The organism is Cobetia sp. 29-18-1, from assembly GCF_029846405.1.
Taxonomy (GTDB): Bacteria; Pseudomonadota; Gammaproteobacteria; order Pseudomonadales; family Halomonadaceae; genus Cobetia; species Cobetia amphilecti.
The window spans coordinates 184,496-207,045 of record NZ_JARWKS010000007.1; the positions used below are offsets into that span (position 1 = coordinate 184,496).

A 22,550-nucleotide genomic window follows, 5' to 3' on the forward strand; every position below is an offset into this window, starting at 1 on the left:
GCCAATATCACGACTCATGCCAAGGAGGTGTGCAATGCATGTGATCCTGTTGGCGGACCGCCTCGGCCAGGAAGTCGCGCCGATTGACCGCCGTTACTCACCGGCGTTGCTGCCGATTGCCGGACGCAGCGTGCTGGAGCGCAACCTCGACCTGCTGGTCGGGCGAGGCGTGACGCATATCAGCCTGATCATCGCCCGTGACCCCGAGTGGTTCCGGGCGCGTATCGCCGATGGTTCACGCTGGGGCATCGATCTCGACATTCTGCCGATGCCCGGCGAGCGAGACCCGCGCGAGCAGATCAAGCGACTCGGCGCCATGGCCGCCCTGCCCGCCCCGGTACTGCGTGCCGATGTGCTGCTGATGCCGGAGTGGTTCAAGGATGATAGCCTCGCGATCAGCGAGCAGGCCATGGCGTCAGGCGCGCCGGTCTGTCATCCGGACAGCGTGGCAGACCCGTCTCTCGCTCGCCTGCACTGGCCGGAGCTGCGCGACAATCCCCAGCTGGGGCCAGCCCTGCTGGCCTCGCTGTCGCACTATCACGCCCTGGTGATGCAGGCACTGGATGCCGATGACTCAGGCCTGACACCACATGGCGAGCGCGGAGTATTACCCGGCGAGCAGGACCTGCACCACGTCTACTACGCCGCCGGCGCGACCCGCCTGGATGAATCGCGCCTCACTGGTGGCTTCGCCGGCATCACCACCCATGTGGAGCCCGGCGTGCTGCTCAAGGGACACTGCTGCCTCGAACAGGGCAGCTACGTGGAAGAAGGCGCCATGCTCGAGGACTGCGTCATCCTGCCCTTCACCCGCGTGCACGGTGGCCAGCAGGTCAACGCCGGCATCCTGTTCGAAGGCGAGGCGCTCGACAGGACGGCCCCGCACTGGCTCAAGGACCGCCGCCAGGCAGGTGCCGCCTCGCAACGCGGCGTCGCCTACCGCAACCCGGCACGCCCTGAATGGCAAGAGCGGATTCTGGCGGCCCTGATCACCCTGGCCACACGCCCCTTCGGCTCACGCTACAAGGAGCTTCGCCATCGCCTGCGCCAGGTGCAGGACAGCCGCATGCGGCTTTTCGGGGCACTGCCCGAGCGCTCGCCACCGCCACTGGACAGGGTCGGCATCAGCAGTGCAGGTGCCATCCAGCCCCCGGATTGGCGCGCCACACCGGATGCCTTCGCCGCGACGCTGGAGGCCATCCAGGTCGGCCAGACGCCGGGGCTACGCGGCGCCATTCGAGAAGCCTGGCGTCTGCGTCAGCAAGGCAAGCAGCAGTGATCGCCTCCGTTCACGCTTCCCCCTGAGCCCGCCTCGCGATGCAAGGCGAGACACGAAAAAACCCCGCAGTGCCGTGGCACTGCGGGGTTTTTCATACGGGGCCTTGTCACACGAGGTCTAGTCATGCGAGCGCTTGCGATCACTCGTCAGGCAGCATGAGCAGCCTTTGACACCGGCTCAGCGATGCTTGGCCAGCCAGGCAAGCGCGCCTTCGCTGCGCTTCCACTGGTCGCGCATCAGGGTGCGGTACTGCCAGGCCTCACCACGCGTGCCGGGCTCCGGTGCTTCCACCGCCAGACTCACCGGCCGCGGATGCTCCGCCAGCAGCAGGCTGATCAGATGCGAATTGGCTTCCCGCACGATCTCGAGTGCCTGCTCGGCGTCCTTGTCGCGACCCAGTCGATAGAGCGCCAGCACCTGGCCCATCAGGATGCCCAACAGCGGCATTTCCTCATCGACGGCACGTCGCTCGATATCATGTTCGGCGAGGGTCACGGCCTCGTCGTTGCGGCCTTCGCGCAGCAGCTGATCCAGCACCAGCTCACGCAGGCCGAGGCTGTCTTCCTCGTCGAGCTTGAGCAGGCGCTCCGCCAGCTGGCGCGAACGCTCGCGCTCACCGCGCTCCATGCCGATCACCAGCCCCAGCCCACAGCGCAGCAACTGGGCGTTGTCGCCATCTTCCCAGCGCAACAGGCCGCCGGCCTGTTCGATCTGATCGAGCCAACGATCGAAGCGCTGTGCCAGCGGCACGAAGAAGGTGTCCGACATCCACGGCAGGCTACCGAAGCGACTGGCCAGTGCCAGAATCAGCCCCTGACACACCGCCGGAACGTCCAGCCATTCGGGGCTGGCGCACAGCTGCTGCAGCCACTCGTTGGGGTCCTGGACATCCCAGGGATCGATATCCAGCGCCAGTGCCGCCTCTTCCTCGATACGCGCCGGGAAGACCGCCTCCCAGAGCCCGAGTGTCACGGCCTGCTCCGCATTCTGACGGAACAGCAGACTGCCATCTTCCTGCGTTTCCAGCGCCAGACGCGGCGGATGCTCGATCACCTCGAACAGCGCCTGCAGGGCGGCCAGTGAATCCGACAGCGACTCATCGGAATTGACCATCTGCTCGGCAAGCGTGGCACGCGGGTTTTCGGCCAGATCCGCCAGGAATTCCAGCTGACCGGGCTCGATGTCCTTCTGCTTGGACAGTCGACGCCACCAGAAGCGCGCACGATCCTGCGCCTCTTCCGGCTGGCCCTCGTGCAGCAGCAGCATGGCTTCGATATACGCCAGCGTCGGCGAATCGGGCAGCGTCTGCTGGGCACGAATGAAGGCGGCGCGCGCCGAGCCCAGATCATCGCTGTCCAGATGCAGCAGACATTGATGCTCCAGGGCGACGCCGCGCAGGAAGGCGGGGCCACGCTCCAGCACCTCATCGAGCAGCAGCGCCTTCTTGCGGGTGAAACCGCGCTCCTGATAGAGATCCAGCAGCAGCTCGAAGCCAGGCTCGGCCTGCTCGGGCAGACGCGACCAGTCGTTGGTATCGAACAGCGCCTCCATGATCTGCTGAGCCCGACCACGATTGCCGCTCTCGGCGCTGATCAGCCCCGCCTCGAGCAGCGCCTGCGCCGGCGCGAGACCAGAGGCCAGCGCCGCCTTGAGCTGTTCACCCTTGAACTCGCGCAGCGACAGCATCCACATCAGGTGGTCTGGTATCGCCGGCAGCTGCACCTTGTCGCAGCACTGCTTGTACTTGCGACCCGAGTCACACCAGCAAGGCTCGTTGCGTCCGGGCGGTGCCAACGACTCGCGCGCGAAATCGAGTCGCACCAGCGGAGTCTGGCTCCACAGCACCGGCGCCAGCGCTACCGCCAGCGCTTCGTCGCCACCGCTGTAGTTCACGCCCTCCGAATGCGCCCACTGCATGAAGGCAGGAAAGGATTCATCGGCGCGGATGGCATCAAGTGCCCCACTGGCGTAACTCAAGAGCCGTTCGACCCACTCGGCAAGCATGGCATCTCCCTAAAAAAGCGTTTCACAGTCCTGCAGACACCGCATCCCGATCGTCGCCTCGGCGTTTCCTCAGGCGCGATGCCCGTCAGAACCTGCGAATCAAGGGGCGAAGTCTATCACGAGGAAGCCTCGCCCCTCATCGTTCACTCACTCAAGCGGCTGACGCAGCGATAACCTGCTGACCTGAGCTGTTCGGCCAGGCAGGCGATATGCGCCGGGCCCACTTCGCAGCAACCGCCGACGATACGAATGCCGGCATTGACCCACCCCAGCGCATGCGCCGCGTACTGCTTAGGCCCCAGGTCTTCGCGCGCCTTGAGGTCCTTGACGGTGCCGCCGGGGTTGAGTTCCGCGATGGAGGTGAAGCCGTTGGCATAGGCACCGGTCGGCAGCGGGCTGGCCAGCAGATTTTCCAGACTACCCTGAATGGCTTCCGGCGCGCTGCAATTGATCAGGATCGCGTCCACGCCCATCGCTTGCAGCATGCTGATCGCGTCTGCCAGCGGCTCACCGCTGCGCAGGGTCGCGGTCAGGTCATCCTTCACCGTCAGCGAGACCCATACCGGCAAGCCGCTCTCGAGTGCGGCGGTGGCAGCGGCGCGAGCCTCGACGCAGGAAGACAGCGCCTCACACAGCAGGACATCGACCAGCGGCGCCTGCAATTCCACCAACCGGCGATAGCTGGCCAGGGATTCGTCAGCACTCGGCGCGACATCGGGACGATAGGTGGCGACCAGCGGCGGCAGGCAGCCTGCCACGCGCACATCCGCCTCGCCACTCAGGGCGATGGCATCCCGCGCGGCCTTGCCAGCGGCAGCATGAATGGCCGCGATCGACTCGCCGACACCCGCCAGGCCCAGACGCTGCGGCGTGGCCGTGTAGGTATTGAGCGTGATGACGCGCGCGCCGGCACGAATGAAATCCAGGTGCAGGTCACGCACCAGCTCAGGCTGGTCCAGCATCACCTGAGACGACCACAGTGGCGTCGGCTCACGACCGCTACGACGCACCAGTTCCTGGCCCATGCCGCCGTCCAGCAACACGACTTCAGCCCCGTCACCTGCACCCTTTCCTGCTTCCAAGTCTCGTTCCACACAACCTCCAGAGCTTTTTGATGTCCTAGCGTGAGCCTGACGACCTGGCGAGACCCGCTGGCCAGTCAGTGGCGGGCGAAATTCTACCACGCTCGACCCGCTTGCGGCCCTTGCTCACTGGAGCCAAAAGGCTGCCCAATGCTACTGTTGACGACACCCTTTGCCCCGCGCTGCGCTCGAGGCTAGTGCTCACGAACCTCTCGGCAGCCCATGTCGTGCCAGAAGCCCCACCCCGTTCAATCAAGGAAGCCTGCCTTGCTGTTGCCGAGCCCCTTTCGTCCCCGAGCCAACACTGCCAACGACGCGCCCCAGGTGCGTCTGGAGCGTGAGGGCCGCGACGAGATTCGCCGCATTACCCAGGCCGTGGAGCGTGTGCCCTGGTCGGTGAGTCTGATGCAGATCCTGTGGACCGCAGGCCCGGTGACGCTGATCGGCGCCTGGGGCGGCTATCTGCTCGGTTACGGCAAGGAACCGACCTTCGAGAACTACATCTTCTTCATCTCCTACACCGTCATCACCGGTGTCGCGGGTATCGTGGCCAATATCGCCCACAACCTGACCAGCTCACGGCGCTATGACCGCACGGAAGCCAAGATCGAACGCGTCATCGACACCGTGCCGGAGCTGATCCTCGCCACGCGCAACCTGATCGTCGAGAGCCTGGAAGGCGATGCCCGCCGGCGTGAAGCGGCGGCCATGCTGCTGCGCAAGCAGGACCTGGCGCCGGAGGGGGTCGAGCTGGCGGCGCTGGAGCTGCTCGATGACCGTGATGCCGCGCGCATCATCAGCCAGATCGACGTCTACCGTCGCGTGGGCCTGCATGCGCGTATCCGCGACATGAACAGCCTCAACCGCGAATGGCTCGAGCCCCAGTTCAATGAGCTGGCCGAGCTGGCCCCCGAGGCCATTGGCCTGCTGCGTGAGCGCTTCGAAGGGCGCGCACCGGATCTGCACAGCGGCGTGCCGCGTGACGAGAACTTCATCGAGCGTGTGCTGGCGGCCATCGAGCAGGACAACGACCTGCTGATGACCCTGCAGGACGTGGAGGAGATGCTGATTCTGGCCTTCGAGCTGATCAGCGGGCGCAAGATTCCGCTGCTGACCTTCGAATACCGTGGCCGCTGGAAGCTGGCGCGCGCACTGGACAACCTCGAGCATGCCCGCTCGCGTTATCGCATTCGTCAGGCCACCGGCCTGTCACGCCTCAAGGCGCTGACGGTCTATCTGGCCGAGCAGTCCGGCACCCTGGTGGAGGATGCCGCCTCCGGCCTGCGTGCCGAGGTACTGCTGGAGCGCTCCACCCAGGCGATGGACGCCCTTGCCGAGCAGGTGACGCATCTGGCGATCGCGGTCAATGAAGGCGATCGTGAACATCGCGCCGCGCTGCGCTCGCGCGCCGACATCCTCACCAACGCCATCCGCCTCTACAAGACGGTGACCAATGCCTACGAGCAGGTCGGGCGCAGCCACGCCGTCTTCCTCAAGATGTCCAAGCGCTGGGAAAACATCGCCTCGCAGATGTCCGATGACGCCACCCGCCTGCGGGTCGGTCCGGGCCGTCGTGGTCTGCGCATCCAGGAAAAGACCATCGCGCTGGACGATGAAGCCAAGGCGGAGGTCTGCAAGCATCTGGCCGATCACTTGAACGAGAGCCGCATCAAGCGCGTCGACAGCGAGATCGCCTACCAGGCGCGCGAGACGGTGCTGCGCGTCGGTGTCGACAAGGCCAAGGCGATGGCGGTCGAGATCGCCCTCGCGCTGGAGCCCCACATACACCTGTCACGCCCGGCCGTGCAGCGCGCCATCAATGGCTCCAACGCCGCCTATTTCGGCCAGCTGGAGCCCAATCAATCCGCGGCGGCCAAGGCGGCCCTGGGCAGCGCCATGGTGCGCGAGATCGACGATGACCTGTCACGCACCGCCGAATCACTGGCCATCGCGCTGGTGCGCCACTACCGCGTCGAGCTGGAGCCGCTGGCCATCGAGTTCCTGCGCGATACCTTCGGCGCCCGTGAAGCGACGCTCAACATGCTCAGCAACTATCAGCCCGCGGACCACCACCCGGTCAGCTATCTCTCCAATCGCCCCCCGCTGATCCAGACCGCCAACCGCGACTGGTATCGCGCCCTCGTCCAGGCGCGTCGCGCGCTCGACGACGATTGATCCCCGCCTCGGGCCAACGGCATACTGTATGGATCATCATATCGACAGCCTTTGACCGCAGGATGCCCGATGCGCCTGATCATCGCCGAAAAGCCCAGCCTCGCCCGCGCCATTGCCGAGGCGCTGCCCGGACGCTCAAGCAAGCGCGACGGCTATATCGATGCCGGTGACACCCGTGTCACCTGGTGCATCGGCCACCTGCTGGAGCAGGCCCCGCCGGATGACTACGACGAGCGCTTCAAGCGCTGGTCGCTGGACCACCTGCCGATCATCCCCGAGCAATGGAAGCTCAAGCCACGCAGCCAGGCGCGCGGTCAGCTCAAGACCATCCGCGAGCAGCTCAAGCTGGCCGATGAGGTCGTGCATGCCGGCGACCCCGACCGTGAAGGCCAGTTGCTGGTGCAGGAAGTGTTGGAGCACATGCGCTGGCGCGGGCCGGTCAAACGCCTGCTGATCAGTGACATGAACCGCCCTGCCGTCAGCCGTGCCCTCAACAAGCTGGACGACAATCAGCGCTGGCAGCCGCTCTATGAAGCCGCGCTGGCGCGCCAGCGCGCCGACTGGCTGTATGGCATGAATCTGACCCGCGCCTGGACATTGACCGGGCGCCAGGCCGGCCACGACGGCGTATTGTCGGTGGGGCGTGTGCAGACACCGCTGCTGGGGCTGGTCGTGCGCCGTGACGAGGAAATCGAGGCCTTCGAGCCTCGCGCCTTCTTCCCGCTGTGGATAGAGGCTGGCGTGGCGGCGGGCAGCTTCAAGGCCTGGTGGCATGCGCCCAGCTCGCCCTGGCTGCAACGCCTGGCGGACAAGGGCACCCCGCTGCCACTGGATGACAAGGGTCGCCTGCTGGATAGCCGTCCCGCCGAGCGCCTCGCCCGCCATCTCGCGACCTTGACCACCCTCGGCGATGGCCATGTCGAAAGTGTCGAGGCCAGCGACAAGTCACAGCCCGCGCCGCTGCCCTATTCGCTCTCGGCGCTGCAGGTCGATGCTGCGCGCCGTTTTCGCCTGCCCGCCCAGAAGGTCCTCGATACCTGTCAGGCGCTTTACGAGCGTCATCAGCTGATCACCTATCCGCGCTCCGACTGCCGCTACCTGCCGCGCGAACATCACGCCGGCATGGCCAATCTGATGATCAGCGCCTGCGCGGGTGACCGCGAGCTTGAACGCTTCAGTGGCGGCGCCGATTTCAGCCTGCGCTCGCGCGCCTTCAATGACAGCAAGGTCAGCGCGCACCACGCCTTGGCGCCGACCGGACGCGAGCCGGACTATGCGCGACTGTCGCGCGATGAAGCCAATCTCTACCGCATGATCACGCGCAACGTGCTGGCACAGTTCTACCCGGCCTATCGCTATCGCGAGGTCAAGGTCGAGCTGCGCTTCGCCAAGGAGCCCTTCCGCGCCAGTGGCCGCAGCGTCATCGACGAGGGCTGGAAGGTGCTGTTCCAGCGCACTGTGGAGGCCAGCGAGGCAGCTGACAAAGATGTGGCTGACAAGAAGGCCTCTGACAAGAACGCAGCCGCCGATGACAAGACCCCGCCGCCGCTGCCCGCCCTGACGGAAAGCGAACCGGCCTGCGTGCTCGACTGTGGTATCGAGGAGAAAGAGACCCGCCCGCCGGAACCCTTCAACGACGCCAGCCTGATCCAGGCGATGATGAACATCGCACGCTACGTCGAGGATGAAGCGGTGCGGCGCACGCTGCGCGATGTAGATGGCCTGGGCACCGAGGCGACACGCGCCGGCATGCTCGAGACACTGATCAATCGCGGCTATCTGGTGCGCGAAGGCCAGGCGATGCGCTCCACGCGTATCGGCCGCGCGCTGATTCATGCGCTGCCGCCTGCCGTATCGCGCCCGGAGCGCACCGCACAGTGGGAGCAACGCCTGAGCTTGATCCACGAGCAAGGCGACCCGGCGGCGCCCTTCTTGAGCGAGCTGATCGTGGATCTGCGGGCGCTGCTCGCCGATAGCTCCGCCAGCCGCTTGAGCACGGCACTGGCCAGCGTCGGCGGTGCGACACCCGCGCCACGCAAGGGCGGTGGCAAGGGCGGTTCGCGTCGCAAGGCCACTTCCTACAAGAAGCGCGCCTCTGGCAGCTCTTCTGGCAAGACCGCTTCTGGCAGCACTACTGACGGCGCTTCTCGTAAAAGTGCCTCTTCCAGAAGTCCCCGCAAGCGAGCGACTACGTCACGGCGCAAGACCGATAGCTGACAGCAGGTCAGGTGAAGTACAACCGGCCTCCTCTTGCGCTCACGCACTGCTCTGCACTCCATGACAAGATGACGAATATGCACTCAATGACTGATCCGGAAGATAACTGGCTGTGGATCATCGGCCCGGGCGCCATCGGGCGCCTGTTGGCGGCATCGCTGATGGCAGCGCGCCAGCGAGAGCTTCGTGAGCAGGGAGCATCCGCGCTACCGCGTGTCTTGCTGCTGGGGCGTCAGGCAATGGTGGAGCAAGATGTCATGCTCGACATGACCACGCCGGAATCGCTCATTGTTAGCGAAAAGATAAATTATTCAACAATTGACACACTACAAGGCTCATCATCTAGAAAGCCTTCCGCCATCTGGCTGACGACCAAGGCACACGGCGTACCCGCCGTCTGGCAGCAACTGGCACCACATACCACGCCCGGGACTCCCGTGACCTGCTGGCAGAATGGCCTGAGCGCTCAGCCGTGGCTGGCCGAACGCCACGCCAACCTGCTATGCGCCAGCACCACCGAAGGCGCCTGGCTGCCAACCGAGCCTGGCGCAAGCGCGACGCCTGACACTGACTCGACAGCGGATGAACTCCAGCACCTTGGCGTGCAACACGCCGGGCGCGGCCACACCTGGCTGGGCGCATGGCAGAGTGGCGGTGACGGCGATCACGACAGCCAGTCCAATCAGGCCGCTCTCATGCAAGGTGACTGGCTCAAGGCTGCAGGGTTTGCGTGCGAGCAGACGCCAGACATCCAGACTCGCCTGTGGCACAAGCTGGCGATCAATGCGGCGATCAATCCCCTGGTGGCACGCTATCGCATTCGCAACGGCCAGCTGCGTGACCGGCCATTTGCCCCGATGGTTCGCCAGGCGGTCGAGGAGATCAGCACGGTACTGGATAGCGAAGGCATCTCTGCCCCAAGGGAAGGCTGGCAGGCGCTGGTCGAGCAGGTCATCCGTGCGACCGCCAACAATCGCGCCTCGATGCTGCAGGATGTGCTCGCCGGTCGCCCTACCGAGGTCGAGGCGATCCTTGGCCCATTGCGCCGCACTGCCGCCCGACATGGGCTGGCCCTGCCCTTGCTGGATGACCTCTACCGCCAGCTGAGCACGCCGCAGCGCTGAGACCGACATCACAACCAGCCCAGCGACTCCAGCCAGACAAGTTAGCCTCGCCTCTCTCCCCAGATGACGCGCATAAAAAAGACCCGCCTCGCGAGAGACGGGTCACAAGCAACAGCCAAGCTGTCGAGAGAGAGCAGTACTGGCAGCCTGTCAGCCTCAAGCACGACGGCGTGCATGACGTTGGCAGGCAACCGCTGGATCAGTGGCCAGCACTCATCCAGATATCAGGCTTCAGCGGTGGAAACGCTCTGAGGCTTCACGCGCCAGCTCGCGGATACCATCCCAGTCACCCGCATCGATCAGTTTCTGCGGCGCGACCCAGCTACCACCGACACACATCACGTTCTTGAGCGCGAGGTAGTCAGCGGCGTTGCTCAGGGAAATGCCGCCAGTCGGGCAGAAGCGAGCTTCGCTGATCGGGCCACCGAAGGACTTGATCGCATTGACGCCGCCCGCGGCTTCCGCCGGGAAGAACTTGAAGCGACGGTAACCGTACTGCCAGCCCGTCATCAGCTCCGAGACGGTCGCGACACCCGGCAGCATCGGTACGCTGCTGGTCACGCCGTACTGGTACAGCGCTTCGGTGGTGCCCGGCGTGACGATGAAGTCGACGCCCAGCTCTTCCACCTGGCGATACTGTTCCGGCGTCAGCACGGTGCCGGCACCGATGCTGGCGTTGGGCAGCGCTTCACGCATCAGGCGGATGGCTTCCAGCGCGCAGTCGGTACGCAGCGTGACTTCCAGTACGGTCAGGCCACCTTCGTAGAGGGCCTTGCCCAGCGGTACGGCGTCCTCGATGCGCTCGACGGCGATCACCGGCAGCACGGAGGCTTTCTGGCAGATGCTGTCGATCTCGGTGGTACGAGTCGACGGAAGCTGTTTTTCAAAGCTCATGGCGTTCTCCTTGTGCCGCGGCCAGCCTCCCTTGTGGCTGGCCGCGGCCGATGTGATCAGGGGGCCCAGTAAAGCGCCAGCGGCGCGGACAGAAAGGCACGAATCGGCAGTTCACTGACCGCCTCGACATCGCTCAGCGCGCGCGACAGCACGGCCTGCTTGTCGGTCCCCGTGAGGTGAAGCACGGTACGACGCGTCTGGCGCAGACGCTCGAGAGACAGCGTGATACGCGCCTGCGGCACGCTGGGTGCACGCATCGGCACACAGCAATCCGCACTGGTCAGCGCTTCCTGCAGACGGTCACCATCCGGGAACAGCGAGGCCGTATGGCCATCGCCGCCCATGCCGAGAATCAGCGCGGAGGCCGGCCAGGGGAGCGCCGCGATGCGAACGCTCACTTCTGCGCAACCGTCCTCCGGCTCTGCCTCGGCGTTGGTCAGCGGATGAAAGGTGGCGGCACTGGCCGCGCCGCTCAGCAGGTGCTCACGCACGAAGCGTGCATTGCTGTCATCGGCGTCTTCGCTCACCCAACGCTCATCGGCGAGGGTGATATCGACCCGCGACCAATCCAGCGGCTTGTCGCGCAGCGCGGCAAACAGCGGCTTGGGCGTGGAGCCGCCGGAAACCACCAGCAGCGCACGCGCTGACGGATCAACGTCGAGATCAGCACGCAAGGCAGCGGCCAGATACTCGGCGAGAGAGTGTGCGGTCTGTACGCGCGGGTCCTGCTCAGTCACGGTGGCGCTCATCTCAATACTCCTCATACCAGCTACGACCATCGCGCGTGATCATCGCGATCGAGGAGACGGGCCCCCAGGAGCCGGCCGGGTAACGGCGCGGCGTGGCGGCGCGGGATTCCCAGCCATCGATGAGGGTATCGACCCAGCGCCAGGCGTGTTCGATCTCGTCACGACGCACGAACAGATACTGCTGGCCCTTGATGACCTCCAGCAGCAGACGTTCGTAAGCTTCCGGAATACGGCGCTTGGGGAAGGCGCTGTTGAAGTCGAGATCCAGCGGGCCCGGACGCAGACGCATGCCCTTGTCGAGGCCGGAGTCCTTGGTCAGCACCTGCAGGGAGATGCCTTCGGACGGCTGAAGACGAATGATCAGCTTGTTGGCCGCCAGCGAGCGCTGGTCCGGATCGAAGATGTAGTGCGGCTGCTGACGGAAGTGGATCACGATCTGTGACAGCTTCTCCGGCATGCGCTTGCCGGTCCGCAGGTAGAACGGCACACCGGCCCAGCGCCAGTTGGAGACTTCGGTCTTGAAGGCCACGAAGGTCTCGGTCTGGGATTCGGTGTTGGCACCCTCTTCCTCGAGATAGCCCGGCACGTGCTGACCGTCGACGGCACCCGCGATGTACTGACCACGCACCAGATCCGTGTTGAGACGCTCGCCGGTGATCGGGCGCAACGCCTTGAGCACCTTGACCTTCTCGTCACGAATGGCGTCCGCGTCCAGGTTGGACGGCGGGTCCATCGCGATCAGACACAGCAGCTGCAGCAGGTGGTTCTGCACCATGTCACGCAGCTGACCGGCCTGATCGAAATAGCCCCAGCGCCCTTCGATGCCGACCTTCTCCGCCACGGTGATCTCGACGTGGGAAATCTGGTTCTGATTCCACTGATTGCCGAACATCGGATTGGCGAAACGCAGCGCGATCAGGTTCTGGACGGTTTCCTTGCCCAGATAGTGATCGATACGGTAGATCTGGGATTCGTGGAAGACGGCGCCGATCGCGTCGTTGACGACGCGCGAGCTCTCCAGATCAGAACCGATCGGCTTCTCGACCACGACACGCGAGTGCTCGTCGAGACAGCCCGCCGCCTGCAGATTGCTGCTGATGTCGCCGTAGATACGCGACGGTACGGAAAGATAGATCATCAGCGGGCGCGGCGACGGCTTGCCCTTGGCATCCACACGCCAGTCGGCAATTGCGGAATAGCCTTCCACGGTACTGAAGTCCAGCGCCGCATAGCTGATGCGAGAGAGGAAGCGCTCGATGCATTCCTTCTCTAGGTGTTCCGGCTTGACGCGCTCCTTGAGCGCCGCCTGCACGGTGTCCTTGAAGGATTCGAGGCTGACATCCTGACGCGCCAGACCGATCAGGCGGGTTGCCTTCTCGAGCAGACCGTCACGGTCGAGGTGATAGAGGGCTGGATATAGCTTGCGCTTGGCGAGGTCGCCCAAGGCGCCGAACAGGGCAATATCCACGCCCGGAATGATGTCGGAACTCATGCCGCCGATTTCTCCCGTCGAAACTGCCCTGTATGCCGAAATGACCGACAAGGTGGGCGACTTCGAACCCGCTTCCTGGAAGGCTGCGCAGGCTGGCGCGGCGAGGAGAGGCTCGAATGACACACGGCACCGGGAAGGCGTTGGCGATACATGGCTGGTTATATTAACAACAAATGTAGCGATAACGCCGCTGTCACTCAAGACAATTCGCCCCACAAATAGGTAAACTTACCTAAAAGTGGTAGTCAGCGGCGCTTTCGCTTTCACCTCGTCCTTCGCGCCCCTGGATCAGCAAGTGACCCAAAGAGATGCTTGGCCTACCAGACGAGTGAGGCTAGGATGCCCAGATTACGTAGTTATTTCACTACACAATGGCAGGGTAACAGGCGAATGGCAGTACACGACCTCATCAATCGCATCCGTGAACGTCTCGACGAGCTCAATCGCTCCGAGCGCAAGGTCGCCGACGTCATTCTGGCGGACCCGGCTGCGGCCACCGGCATGAGCATCGCGGCGCTCGCTCAGGCCTCACTGGTCAGTGAGCCGACCGTCAACCGCTTCTGTCGCAACTTCGATGCCAAGGGCTTCCCCGACTTCAAGATCAAGCTGGCCCAGAGCCTGGCCGGTGGCACGCCCTATGTGTCACGCAGTGTCGATCAGAACGATGATGCCGCCGCCTATGGCGACAAGATTCTCGGTGCCACCGTGGCCGCGCTCGACGATGCCCGCCGCGCACTGGACCCCAGACGCATCGAGCGCGCCGTCGATTACCTGAGCCAGGCCAAGCAGATCTGCTTCTTCGGCCTTGGCGCCTCAGGCCCGGTCGCGGCTGATGCTCAGCACAAGTTCTTCCGCTTCAACCTGCCGGTCATGGCCTATGAAGATGTGCTCATGCAGCGCATGGTGGCCGCCGCCTGCCATACCGGCGACGTGATCGTGATCATCTCCTACACCGGGCGCACCCGCGAGCTGGTCGATATCGCCAAGCTCGCACGCAGCAATGGCGCCGCGGTACTGGGCATCACCGCACCGGACTCTCCGCTGGCGCGCGAGTGCACCGAAGTGCTGGAAGTCATGGCGCCGGAAGACACCGATATCTATATGCCGATGACCTCACGCATGATCCACCTGGCCCTGATCGACGTGCTGGCCACCGGCGTGACGCTGCGCCGTGGAGAAGACTTCCAGCAGCACCTCAAGAAGATCAAGGACAGCTTGAAGGACACCCGTTTCCCACCGGAATCTTGAGCACTCGTCACCAAGTCATCAGCCCCAGCTACGGCAAATGAGCTCTTTCTGCGCAGCCATTCAACGCGCTACTGACTCTTCAGCGTCACTTGAGCGATCCTTCAGGCATGGCGCGGGGCTTGCACCCGCGTGATCAAGACACAACAATACGCGCCATACCCCCTGACATGCGGTGCTCGCCGCATGATGTCTCATGTCGTGAATGCTGAGGATGCTTCCCATGCGCTGGCTGGCCACTGCTGCTCTGACCCTGATTTCCGCCCTTCCCGTGACCATGAGTCTGGCTCAGGCCGACACCTTCAAGTTCACGGCGATTCCAGATGAAGACGAGTCACGCCTGGTCGAGCGTTTCGACAAGGTCGCCGACTATCTGGAAGAGAAGCTGGGCGTCGATGTCGAGTATGTGCCGGTCAAATCCTACAGCGCCGCCGTAAGCGCCTTCCGCAATGATCAGATCCAGATGGCCTGGTTCGGCGGCCTGACTGGTGTTCAGGCGCGTCAGATGGTGCCGGGCTCCGTCGCCATCGCCCAGGGCGTGGAAGACGCTGCCTTCCGCAGCTACTTCATCGCGCGTCGCGACCTCAAGCTGGCCGGCGATGCCGCCGAGCCGCTGGACGCCTTGCCCGACTCCGTCGAAGGCCACTCCTTCACCTTCGGCGCCAAGACCTCCACTTCGGGCCGCCTGATGCCGGAATACTATCTGCGCGAGCAGTTCCAGCAGGCGCCGGACGCCCTGTTCAGCCGCGTCGGTTTCTCCGGCGACCACTCACGCACCATCGCACTGGTCGCCGCCGGCACCTATGACGTGGGCGCGGTCAACTTCGCGGTGTGGGAAGCGGCCGTCAAGGATGGCAAGGTCGACCCGAGCAAGGTGCAGGTGCTGTGGCAGACGCCGGCCTACCCGGATTATCAGTGGACCATTCGTGGCGATGCCGACAGCCACTTCGGCGCGGACTTCACTGCCCATGTCACCACGGCCCTGCTGGACATGAAGGACCCGGACCTGCTCGAGAGCTTCCCGCGCTCCGGCTTCATTCCGGCCAGCAACGATGACTACGCGCCGATCAAGACCGTCGGTGAACAGCTCGGTCTGCTGCGCTGAGCTCATGACCCAGGAAACACCTTCTCCACTGCTGCACCTTTCGCAAGACCACCTCGGCCATGGCGCCGAGGTGGTCTTGCGTGATCTGGATATTCGCCTCCTGCCGGGCGAGCGTATCGCCCTGCTCGGCGCCAGTGGCGCAGGCAAGTCCACGCTGCTGGAAGCCCTGCGCGCCGCGCTGCAACAGCGCGACGTAGCCGCCGCCTGGTGCCCTCAACGCCAGGGGCTGGTGCCGCAATTGTCGGTCTACCACAACATCTTCATGGGCCGGTTGGACCAGCACTCACGGCTGACCAACCTGCTCAATCTGCTGCGCCCGAAACCGGCTCATTGGCAGGCGGTCGCCACGCTGTGCGAACCGCTGGGTATCGCCGGCCTGATGGAGCGCTCCGTCGAGGCGCTTTCCGGCGGTCAGCGCCAGCGTGTCGCCATCGCACGCGCGCTCTATCAGGGCCATGATCTGTTCCTCGGTGACGAGCCCGTCGCAAGTGTGGACCCACATCAGGCCAGCCAGTTGATCCAGCTGATTCACGCCCGCCACGCCACCAGCGTGGTAGCGCTTCATCAGCGTGAGTTGGCACTCACTCACTTCACGCGCGTAATCGGGCTTGGCAAGCAGGCTGACGGCCAGGGGCGCGTGCTGCTGGATGTCGCGACCGACGGACTGACGCCTGGCGACCTGGATTTTCTGTACCCCGCTGCGGCGACCCGCGAGTCATCCGATGTCAGCTGACCCCTCCACCATGACGGCAGAGCTGCGCCATCCCCCTCGCTGGTGGCAGGCACGCAGTGACGGTGCGCGCCTGATGCGCCTCGGTGGTGGTCTGGTCATCGCCATGCTGGTATTGGTGCCCTTCGCCGATCTCTCCGTTACCTCGCGCGATCCCTGGCAGGAACTGGGCCGCATGCTGGCGGGTCTGGCGTCGCCGGCTCCCGGCGCGCTGGAATCCCCGCTGCACGCCCTGATCCTGACCATCGCCTTCGCGCTATGGGGCACTCTGCTGGGCGCGCTGATCGGGCTGCCACTGGCATTGGTCTACTCTCGCTCGCGCCTGCTGCGGGGCATCTGTGCCGGGCTGCGTGCAGTGCATGAGCTGTTCTGGGCCCTGCTGCTGCTACAGGTGTTCGGGCTATCGGCCGCCACGGCGCTGGCCGCGATCACGATTCCCTATGCCGCGACCTTCGCCAAGGTCTATGCCGAGATTCTCGAACAACTGCCGCAGGCGCCGCTCAAGGCATTGCCCTATGCCAGCTCGCGCGCGATGCGCTTTGTGTATGCAGAACTGCCGATGGCGTGGCGGCGCATGGCCAGCTACACCCGCTATCGCTTCGAATGCGGACTGCGCGCCAGTGTCCTGCTCGGTTTCGTCGGCTTGCCCACGCTGGGCTTCTATCTGGAAAGCGCCTTTCGCGAGGGTCGTTACGCCGAGGCGGGCGCTCTGCTGTGGATCTTCTATCTGCTGATCGCCACGCTCCCATGGTGGGGGCACCGTCGGGTATTGCCGGTACTGGCCATCGCCAGCCTCTGGTGGCTGGGGCCATGGCCCGATGTCAGCCCGACCCTGCTGTGGCGCTTCATCAGCCATGACATCTGGCCGGCGCCGCTGGTCAATGCATCATTCGAATCGCTGGTCTCGGGTGAGCTCGCGACAGGCCTGCTGCAGTGGGCAAGCCACCTGCCCGATCTGCTGCCCGCCATCGGCAATACCTTGCTGCTCGGCCTGCTGGGCACCGCTGGTAGTCTGCTGATCGCCATGCTGCTATGGCCGCTGGCCAGCCGCCACGTGGGCAATCGTCTCTCGCAACACTCGACCAACGGCCTGCTGATCTTCCTACGCACCACGCCGGAGCTGATTCTGGCCTTCATCCTGTTGCTGCTGCTGGGGCCCTCACTGCTGCCCGCCTGGCTGGCGTTGGCGCTGCACAACGGCGCGATCATCGCCTTTCTGTGTGCTCGCCATGCCAACCAGATACAGCTGCCGCCCAGCCGCCCGCAGGGCAAGTTCGAATGCTGGCTCTATGAGCTCAACCCGCGTGTCGCTCCCGGCATGTTCGCGCTGCTGCTCTACCGCGCCGAGACCATCATTCGCGAGACGGCCATTCTCGGCATGCTGGGGGTGGTGACGCTGGGCTTCCATATCGACTCGAGCTTCGAATACCTGATGTTTGATCAGGCATTTGCCTTGCTGGTGCTCACCGCCATACTCAATATCGGCGTTGACAGCCTCGCGCGGCGCCTGCGCCCCAGCGGCGAGATCTCTGAAGACAGCTGCGTGCGCTGACTCCTGCCCTGCGCAGGAGTAGGCGCTGACTTCATGACGCCCCCGACTCCCCTTTGAGCGAGCCTTCCCATGCCTCAATCGTCACCCGCAGATGCTGCCAACACGGCAAGCGCCAAGCGTGAAGCACAGCGCATCACCTTGATCGGCGCGGCGCTGGATGGCGTGCTGGGTGTCGCGAAGCTTGTCATCGGCAAGCTGGTCGGCTCGCAGGCACTGATCGCCGATGGCATCCATTCCCTGTCAGACCTGGTGACAGACGCCTTCGTGTTGGTGGCGACTCACTACGGCCGCCAGGCGCCGGATCGCTCACATCCGTGGGGGCATGAGCGCATCGAGACGCTCGGCACTCTGGTACTCGGCAGTCTGCTATTGGCCGTGGCGGGCGCCATTGGCTGGGAAGGCATATTGCGCAGCTGGGAGCTGATGTTCGGCTCACTGACCATTCCGTTACCCGGCGCGCTGGGCATCGGCATCGCGATCATCTCTCTGCTCGGCAAGGAAGGTATCTTTCGCGCCACGCTCAAGATCGCGCGCAAGCAGAAATCCAAGCTGCTGGAGGCCAATGCCTGGCACTCGCGCAGCGATGCGCTCTCCACCGTGGCGGTGCTGATAGGCCTGATCGGTACCCAGCTGGGAGCCAGCTGGCTGGATGGCATCGCGGCGGTCGTCGTTGGCGTGATGGTGGGCAAGATCGGCGCCTCCTTGGCCTGGGAGGCCTCACGCGAATTGATCGACACCGCCTTGCCACGCGAACAGCAGCACGCCATGCGTGAGTGCTTGCTGTCACTGCCGGAGGTGCGTGGCGCACATGACCTGCGCAGCCGTACTCTGGCCGGCCGTATCGTGCTGGAAGTCCACCTGCTGGTCGCGCCACGCATCAGCGTCTCGGAAGGCCATGCCATCGGCCACCACGCAGTGGCTCGCCTCAAGGCCGAATTCCCCCAGCTCAGTGATGTGCTCTATCACATCGACCCCGAAGACGACTCGCATCTCGGTCAGGCTAGCCCAGCGCAGCCTACGCGGCAGCAGCCCCTACCCCTGCGTAGCGACATCATCGCCACACTCGATGAATGCTGGCAGCAGTCGCCTCTCTGGCAGGCGCGCAGCGGCCTCACCCTGCATTACGTCAACCATGCCGCTACATCTGCTGGCACCGACTCGTCAGCCCCACATGTGGATATCCTGCTGGAGCTGCCGGGTAGTGCTACGCAAGCCGCCTCAGAAACGGCTCTGCAATGTAACCACGACGCTGACTCACGCAACGCATCAATCGCCGAGATGGAACGCCATGCTGCGGGCCTTGAGTGGTTTGGCAAGCTGGAGATCGGTGTGATGTCACATATCCACCAGCGCTGACGTGTGGGTTACACTGCAGGCAAAGGCAGGCATGGCACCCTGAACTTCAGAGGCAGGCTTGGGCTGGCCCCTCACCGTTCAAAAGCGCTCAAAAGCGTTCCAGGCATCGTCATCTAGACCAGAATTCACGTTGAACTCAAAGACAGACATCCACCAGACAAGGAGCACGCCATGAGCAACGCATCCGGCGAAATGCACAAGACACGCATCATCAGTGAGCTGAAAGGCTTCATCCGCAAGCTGCTGCAAGACCCGAAGATTCTCGAGCAATCACTGGTCGTGGCGCGAGCGCGCCTCAAGGAAGGGGCAGAGCAAGGAAAGAATGAGCAAGCGGTGCTGGCTATCATCGCCAACGAGATTTCTGACACTACCAGCATCCATATCCCGGAAGATCCCGCAGAGCACTCCGATGCGGACAAGCTGTTCCTGGAGCTGCTGAAGGATGTGGTAGAGGAAGAAGAAGCGCTTTATTGAGTTCAATAAAAAACCGCCCCGAAGGGCGGTTTTTTATTTTTAACGACATTCAGCCGGAGCCAAGTTAGCCGGCAAAGTAGGAGCTGTAGTGGGAGCTACAGGACTTGCCCCCTTACCAGCAGCATAACATTCCCAACGAATAGCATCAGTAGGTACGGTACCACCAGCAAGAACTGCACCATTAGACGAAGGAACAAGCACAAGAGTATTAGAACCCGACGCTGACACATTAGAATTATAAGATATTGTGATTTGTCCGGTTGTACCATCAATCACAAGACCCGAGACGTTTTTCAGCGTGCCGCTAGGAGTAGTATACCCGCTACCCAAAGCTGTAACGCCATTATATGCATTCTCAGAAACTGTGGTTTTAGCAGCTGCTGCCAAATTTAAGCCCTCAGTAACACGTGCTCGAGCGGTGTAATCTTGATAACGCGGAATCGCGATGGCTGCCAAGATACCGATAATCGCCACAACGATCATCAGCTCGATCAGTGTAAAACCAGCTTGTTGCTTGCGTGTCATGGTGTGACTCCCTTGCATTTGCTTAGTGAGATCAGGTCGTACGTCCTGAAACCCCGGTTACCTTCCCTGACCAGCAGGATGTTACAGAAGAATGTCAGTGTGGGCGATTGATTCTAATATTCCCAACAGCATCTTCACTAGCATAACATCTTGATATCACGGGGTGTCGACCGGACGGGACGAGTGATACCACAGCCACAATTCAGGTGCCATTGCCATGTCGCAAGACGCTTGCTTGGCGGCGCTGACGGCTGCTTGTTTGTTACAATAGATTACACTCGGTGACATTGCAAGCAACGAACACAAAAACTTTTTGATCGAGATTCAGACTCTCTTCAACGTTACTTCCGTCCCAACAGTGTTTGGCCAGCTCCCTCCACAAACTCTACCCCCTTCTCATGTCACGAATGCGCCATTCCTAGCGCTGGGCAATCCAGCTACACTCTTCTGCAAGACGATGTTTGTAATACGATGGCTTGCCGCACCAGATTTCGCGCACAGCGCATCAGTGCCTGCTTCACGTTTCAAGCAGTCAAAGTAGCCCCATCGGCAACTGCAACAGGAAGAGTGTCATGCCCCAGTCAGAACACCCGCTAAAAGGATTTGCCGCCCGACTGGTCGACTCTGGCCTGCTCGAACCACAGGCAGCACAGCTGGCTGAACAGGAAGCCAATGAGGCCGGGGAAAGCCTGTTGCTGCACATTATCGCGCATGGCCTGGTACCGGCGCGTGAGGCGACATTGGCAGCCGCCTGGGAATATGGCCTGCCGTATGTGGATCTCGATGCCCTTCGTGTCGACTCACTGCCTTCCATTGATGAGCTGCCCGAAAAAGTCCTGCGCAAGCTGGGGGTATTGCCTCTCTATCGCCGTGAACATCGCTTGACAGTTGGCGTGCCCTCCCCATCGACGCTCACGCATCTTGATGAGCTGCAGTTTGCCACCGGCTTGTCGATCGAGAGTGTTCTGGTCGCTGCCGACCAGCTGACGCCGGCTCTGGAACAGTACCTGGAAGCCGGCGAAGAAAGTGCCATGGACATGCTGAGCGAAGATGGCGAAGCACTCGATGGGCTGGATTTCGAGGGCGAAGAAGATAACAACCATGACATGGCGATCACGGCCAGCAGTGACGATGCACCAGTGGTGCGCTTCGTTCACAAGGTGCTGCTGGATGCCATCAAGCGTGGCGCCTCGGATATCCACTTCGAGCCCTACGAATCCACCTATCGCATTCGTTTTCGTATCGATGGCATGTTGATCGAGAATACCCGTCCGCCCTTCAATATGCGCAACCGTATCTCGGCGCGCCTGAAAGTCATGTCGCGCATGGATATTTCCGAGCGTCGATTGCCACAGGATGGCGCGATCAAACTGCGCCTGTCCAAGTCCCGCTCCATCGACTTTCGCGTCAATACACTGCCCACCGTGTATGGCGAGAAGCTGGTGCTGCGTATCCTCGACCCCAGTTCGGCCAAGATGGGCATCGAGGCGCTGGGCTTCGAACCTGAACAGCGCGCCATGTTCGAGAAAACGCTGGATCAGCCACAGGGCATGATTCTGGTCACAGGCCCGACCGGTAGCGGCAAGACCGTGACGCTCTACACCGGCCTGAATATCCTCAATACACCGGAGCGCAATATCTCGACGGCGGAAGACCCGGTCGAGCTCAAGGTAGAAGGCGTCAACCAGGTCAACGTGCTGCCCAAGATCGGCCTGGACTTCGCCTCGGCCTTGCGCGCCTTCCTGCGCCAGGATCCCGATGTGGTGATGGTGGGGGAAATTCGTGACAAGGAAACCGCCGAGATCGCCGTCAAGGCGGCACAGACCGGTCACCTGGTACTTTCTACCTTGCACACCAATTCAGCGCCCGAGACACTGACACGCCTGAGCAACATGGGGATTGCCCCCTTCAACATCGCGAGTTCTGTCTCGTTGATCATCGCTCAGCGCCTTGCTCGCCGCCTGTGTACCCACTGCCGCCAGCCAGCGGAGATTCCACCTGAGGCGATGGCCTCGATGGGCTTCAGTGAAGACAATGGCTTCAGCGCAGCAGAACTCGAGGCGGCGACCATATTCCGTCCTGTCGGTTGCAGTCAGTGCACGCTGGGTTACAAGGGGCGCGTCGGCATCTATGAAGTCATGCCGATCTCGGATGAGATGAGCCGCTTGATCATGCGTGAGGGCACCGCCATCGAGCTGGCAGACCAGGCGCGCAAGGAAGGGCTTTCAGACCTGAGGCGTAGCGGCTTGCGCAAGGTGATGTCGGGCATGACCTCGCTGGAAGAAGTCAATCGCATCACCAAGGACTGAGTCGCTGCTGGCAAACCTAGCATGTGATAGTCGTCCATGCTGGCTAACAGCGATCAATACGCCAGATAGCTGACTTTTGCTCAGTCATCAGGCACATTGAAGACAAGATGACCCAGGCATTGATGATCATGGCTCGACCTACTATGCCTGCTCCCCATTTATCAGGGAACGATAACTGACATGTGAAGTGGACCCCATCCTTTGGACCACCTGACGGGTCGTCTAAGCTCGGATCAGG

The 22,550-nt window shown here is 63.0% G+C and carries 17 protein-coding genes; 11 read left to right on the forward strand and 6 right to left on the reverse strand.

Features of this window, described 5'->3' with window-relative positions; translation table 11 throughout:
- Positions 1-34: 34 nt before the first annotated feature.
- The gene (locus tag QD208_RS07845) at positions 35-1,279 is read left to right on the forward strand and encodes a hypothetical protein (protein WP_279836459.1); all 1,245 of its coding nucleotides are present in this window, start codon (positions 35-37) and stop codon (positions 1,277-1,279) included.
- 177 nt (positions 1,280-1,456) lie between these two features.
- Here the strand turns inward: QD208_RS07845 and QD208_RS07850 are convergent, their stop codons facing one another.
- On the reverse strand, positions 1,457-3,283 hold the full coding sequence (locus tag QD208_RS07850; protein ID WP_279836460.1) for an SEC-C domain-containing protein: 1,827 nt from the start codon (positions 3,281-3,283) through the stop codon (positions 1,457-1,459).
- A gap of 143 nt (positions 3,284-3,426) precedes the next feature.
- Positions 3,427-4,365, reverse strand: a complete 939-nt coding sequence (locus tag QD208_RS07855) for a homocysteine S-methyltransferase family protein (protein ID WP_225347630.1) — start codon at positions 4,363-4,365, stop codon at positions 3,427-3,429.
- Positions 4,366-4,632: 267 nt separating this feature from the next.
- Between QD208_RS07855 and QD208_RS07860 the strand changes: the two genes are divergently transcribed.
- The 3 genes from QD208_RS07860 (at position 4,633) to QD208_RS07870 (ending at position 9,881) form a co-directional block, all read left to right on the forward strand.
- The gene (locus QD208_RS07860; RefSeq protein ID WP_043332458.1) at positions 4,633-6,540 is read left to right on the forward strand and encodes a hypothetical protein; all 1,908 of its coding nucleotides are present in this window, start codon (positions 4,633-4,635) and stop codon (positions 6,538-6,540) included.
- A gap of 69 nt (positions 6,541-6,609) precedes the next feature.
- Complete coding sequence (locus tag QD208_RS07865) at positions 6,610-8,757, forward strand: DNA topoisomerase III (protein WP_279836461.1); 2,148 nt, start codon at positions 6,610-6,612, stop codon at positions 8,755-8,757.
- 77 nt (positions 8,758-8,834) lie between these two features.
- Entirely contained in the window at positions 8,835-9,881 is a 1,047-nt protein-coding gene (locus tag QD208_RS07870) for a 2-dehydropantoate 2-reductase (protein WP_279836462.1), read from the forward strand.
- A gap of 231 nt (positions 9,882-10,112) precedes the next feature.
- Here the strand turns inward: QD208_RS07870 and QD208_RS07875 are convergent, their stop codons facing one another.
- Genes QD208_RS07875 through zwf form a run of 3 tightly spaced genes read right to left on the reverse strand, consistent with a single transcriptional unit; the run spans position 10,113 to position 13,016 of the window.
- The gene (locus QD208_RS07875) at positions 10,113-10,775 is read right to left on the reverse strand and encodes a bifunctional 4-hydroxy-2-oxoglutarate aldolase/2-dehydro-3-deoxy-phosphogluconate aldolase (protein WP_043332465.1); all 663 of its coding nucleotides are present in this window, start codon (positions 10,773-10,775) and stop codon (positions 10,113-10,115) included.
- Positions 10,776-10,831: 56 nt separating this feature from the next.
- On the reverse strand, positions 10,832-11,524 hold the full coding sequence (pgl, locus tag QD208_RS07880) for a 6-phosphogluconolactonase (RefSeq protein ID WP_279836463.1): 693 nt from the start codon (positions 11,522-11,524) through the stop codon (positions 10,832-10,834).
- A 1-nt stretch (position 11,525) separates the two neighbouring features.
- Entirely contained in the window at positions 11,526-13,016 is a 1,491-nt protein-coding gene (gene zwf, locus QD208_RS07885) for a glucose-6-phosphate dehydrogenase (RefSeq protein ID WP_043332469.1), read from the reverse strand.
- A 390-nt stretch (positions 13,017-13,406) separates the two neighbouring features.
- Here zwf and QD208_RS07890 point away from each other — a divergent pair, with 390 nt between their 5' ends.
- The 6 genes from QD208_RS07890 (at position 13,407) to QD208_RS07915 (ending at position 19,478) form a co-directional block, all read left to right on the forward strand.
- Positions 13,407-14,264, forward strand: coding sequence for a MurR/RpiR family transcriptional regulator (locus QD208_RS07890; RefSeq protein WP_043332471.1), 858 nt, complete (start codon positions 13,407-13,409; stop codon positions 14,262-14,264).
- Between the two features lie 220 nt (positions 14,265-14,484).
- On the forward strand, positions 14,485-15,366 hold the full coding sequence (locus QD208_RS07895) for a putative selenate ABC transporter substrate-binding protein (RefSeq protein ID WP_279836464.1): 882 nt from the start codon (positions 14,485-14,487) through the stop codon (positions 15,364-15,366).
- Between the two features lie 4 nt (positions 15,367-15,370).
- Entirely contained in the window at positions 15,371-16,099 is a 729-nt protein-coding gene (locus tag QD208_RS07900) for an ATP-binding cassette domain-containing protein (RefSeq protein WP_279836466.1), read from the forward strand.
- A complete protein-coding gene (locus QD208_RS07905; RefSeq protein ID WP_279836467.1) occupies positions 16,089-17,648 on the forward strand; it encodes an ABC transporter permease in 1,560 nt (519 codons plus the stop codon). Before QD208_RS07900 ends, QD208_RS07905 begins: the two co-directional genes overlap by 11 nt.
- A 69-nt stretch (positions 17,649-17,717) precedes the next feature.
- Positions 17,718-19,004, forward strand: coding sequence for a cation diffusion facilitator family transporter (locus tag QD208_RS07910; protein ID WP_279836468.1), 1,287 nt, complete (start codon positions 17,718-17,720; stop codon positions 19,002-19,004).
- A gap of 171 nt (positions 19,005-19,175) precedes the next feature.
- A complete protein-coding gene (locus QD208_RS07915) occupies positions 19,176-19,478 on the forward strand; it encodes a hypothetical protein (RefSeq protein WP_043332474.1) in 303 nt (100 codons plus the stop codon).
- 39 nt (positions 19,479-19,517) lie between these two features.
- Here QD208_RS07915 and QD208_RS07920 read toward each other — a convergent pair whose 3' ends face one another.
- Positions 19,518-20,003: a pilin gene (locus tag QD208_RS07920; protein ID WP_279836469.1), complete on the reverse strand. Its 486-nt coding sequence runs from the start codon at positions 20,001-20,003 to the stop codon at positions 19,518-19,520.
- Positions 20,004-20,575: 572 nt separating this feature from the next.
- Here QD208_RS07920 and pilB point away from each other — a divergent pair.
- Positions 20,576-22,312, forward strand: a complete 1,737-nt coding sequence (pilB, locus tag QD208_RS07925) for a type IV-A pilus assembly ATPase PilB (RefSeq protein WP_279836470.1) — start codon at positions 20,576-20,578, stop codon at positions 22,310-22,312.
- The last annotated feature ends 238 nt before the right edge of the window (positions 22,313-22,550 follow it).

Bases quoted from the DNA above. Each gene is read 5' to 3' on its own strand.
- QD208_RS07845 (WP_279836459.1), top strand. From the start codon at position 35: ATGCATGTGATCCTGTTGGCGGACCGCCTCGGCCAGGAAGTCGCGCCG.
- QD208_RS07850 (WP_279836460.1), bottom strand. From the start codon at position 3,283: ATGCTTGCCGAGTGGGTCGAACGGCTCTTGAGTTACGCCAGTGGGGCA.
- QD208_RS07865 (WP_279836461.1), top strand. From the start codon at position 6,610: ATGCGCCTGATCATCGCCGAAAAGCCCAGCCTCGCCCGCGCCATTGCC.
- QD208_RS07870 (WP_279836462.1), top strand. From the start codon at position 8,835: ATGCACTCAATGACTGATCCGGAAGATAACTGGCTGTGGATCATCGGC.
- QD208_RS07875 (WP_043332465.1), bottom strand. From the start codon at position 10,775: ATGAGCTTTGAAAAACAGCTTCCGTCGACTCGTACCACCGAGATCGAC.
- pgl (WP_279836463.1), bottom strand. From the start codon at position 11,524: ATGAGCGCCACCGTGACTGAGCAGGACCCGCGCGTACAGACCGCACAC.
- zwf (WP_043332469.1), bottom strand. From the start codon at position 13,016: ATGAGTTCCGACATCATTCCGGGCGTGGATATTGCCCTGTTCGGCGCC.
- QD208_RS07890 (WP_043332471.1), top strand. From the start codon at position 13,407: ATGGCAGTACACGACCTCATCAATCGCATCCGTGAACGTCTCGACGAG.
- QD208_RS07895 (WP_279836464.1), top strand. From the start codon at position 14,485: ATGCGCTGGCTGGCCACTGCTGCTCTGACCCTGATTTCCGCCCTTCCC.
- QD208_RS07900 (WP_279836466.1), top strand. From the start codon at position 15,371: ATGACCCAGGAAACACCTTCTCCACTGCTGCACCTTTCGCAAGACCAC.
- QD208_RS07905 (WP_279836467.1), top strand. From the start codon at position 16,089: ATGTCAGCTGACCCCTCCACCATGACGGCAGAGCTGCGCCATCCCCCT.
- QD208_RS07910 (WP_279836468.1), top strand. From the start codon at position 17,718: ATGCCTCAATCGTCACCCGCAGATGCTGCCAACACGGCAAGCGCCAAG.
- QD208_RS07915 (WP_043332474.1), top strand. From the start codon at position 19,176: ATGAGCAACGCATCCGGCGAAATGCACAAGACACGCATCATCAGTGAG.
- QD208_RS07920 (WP_279836469.1), bottom strand. From the start codon at position 20,003: ATGACACGCAAGCAACAAGCTGGTTTTACACTGATCGAGCTGATGATC.
- pilB (WP_279836470.1), top strand. From the start codon at position 20,576: ATGCCCCAGTCAGAACACCCGCTAAAAGGATTTGCCGCCCGACTGGTC.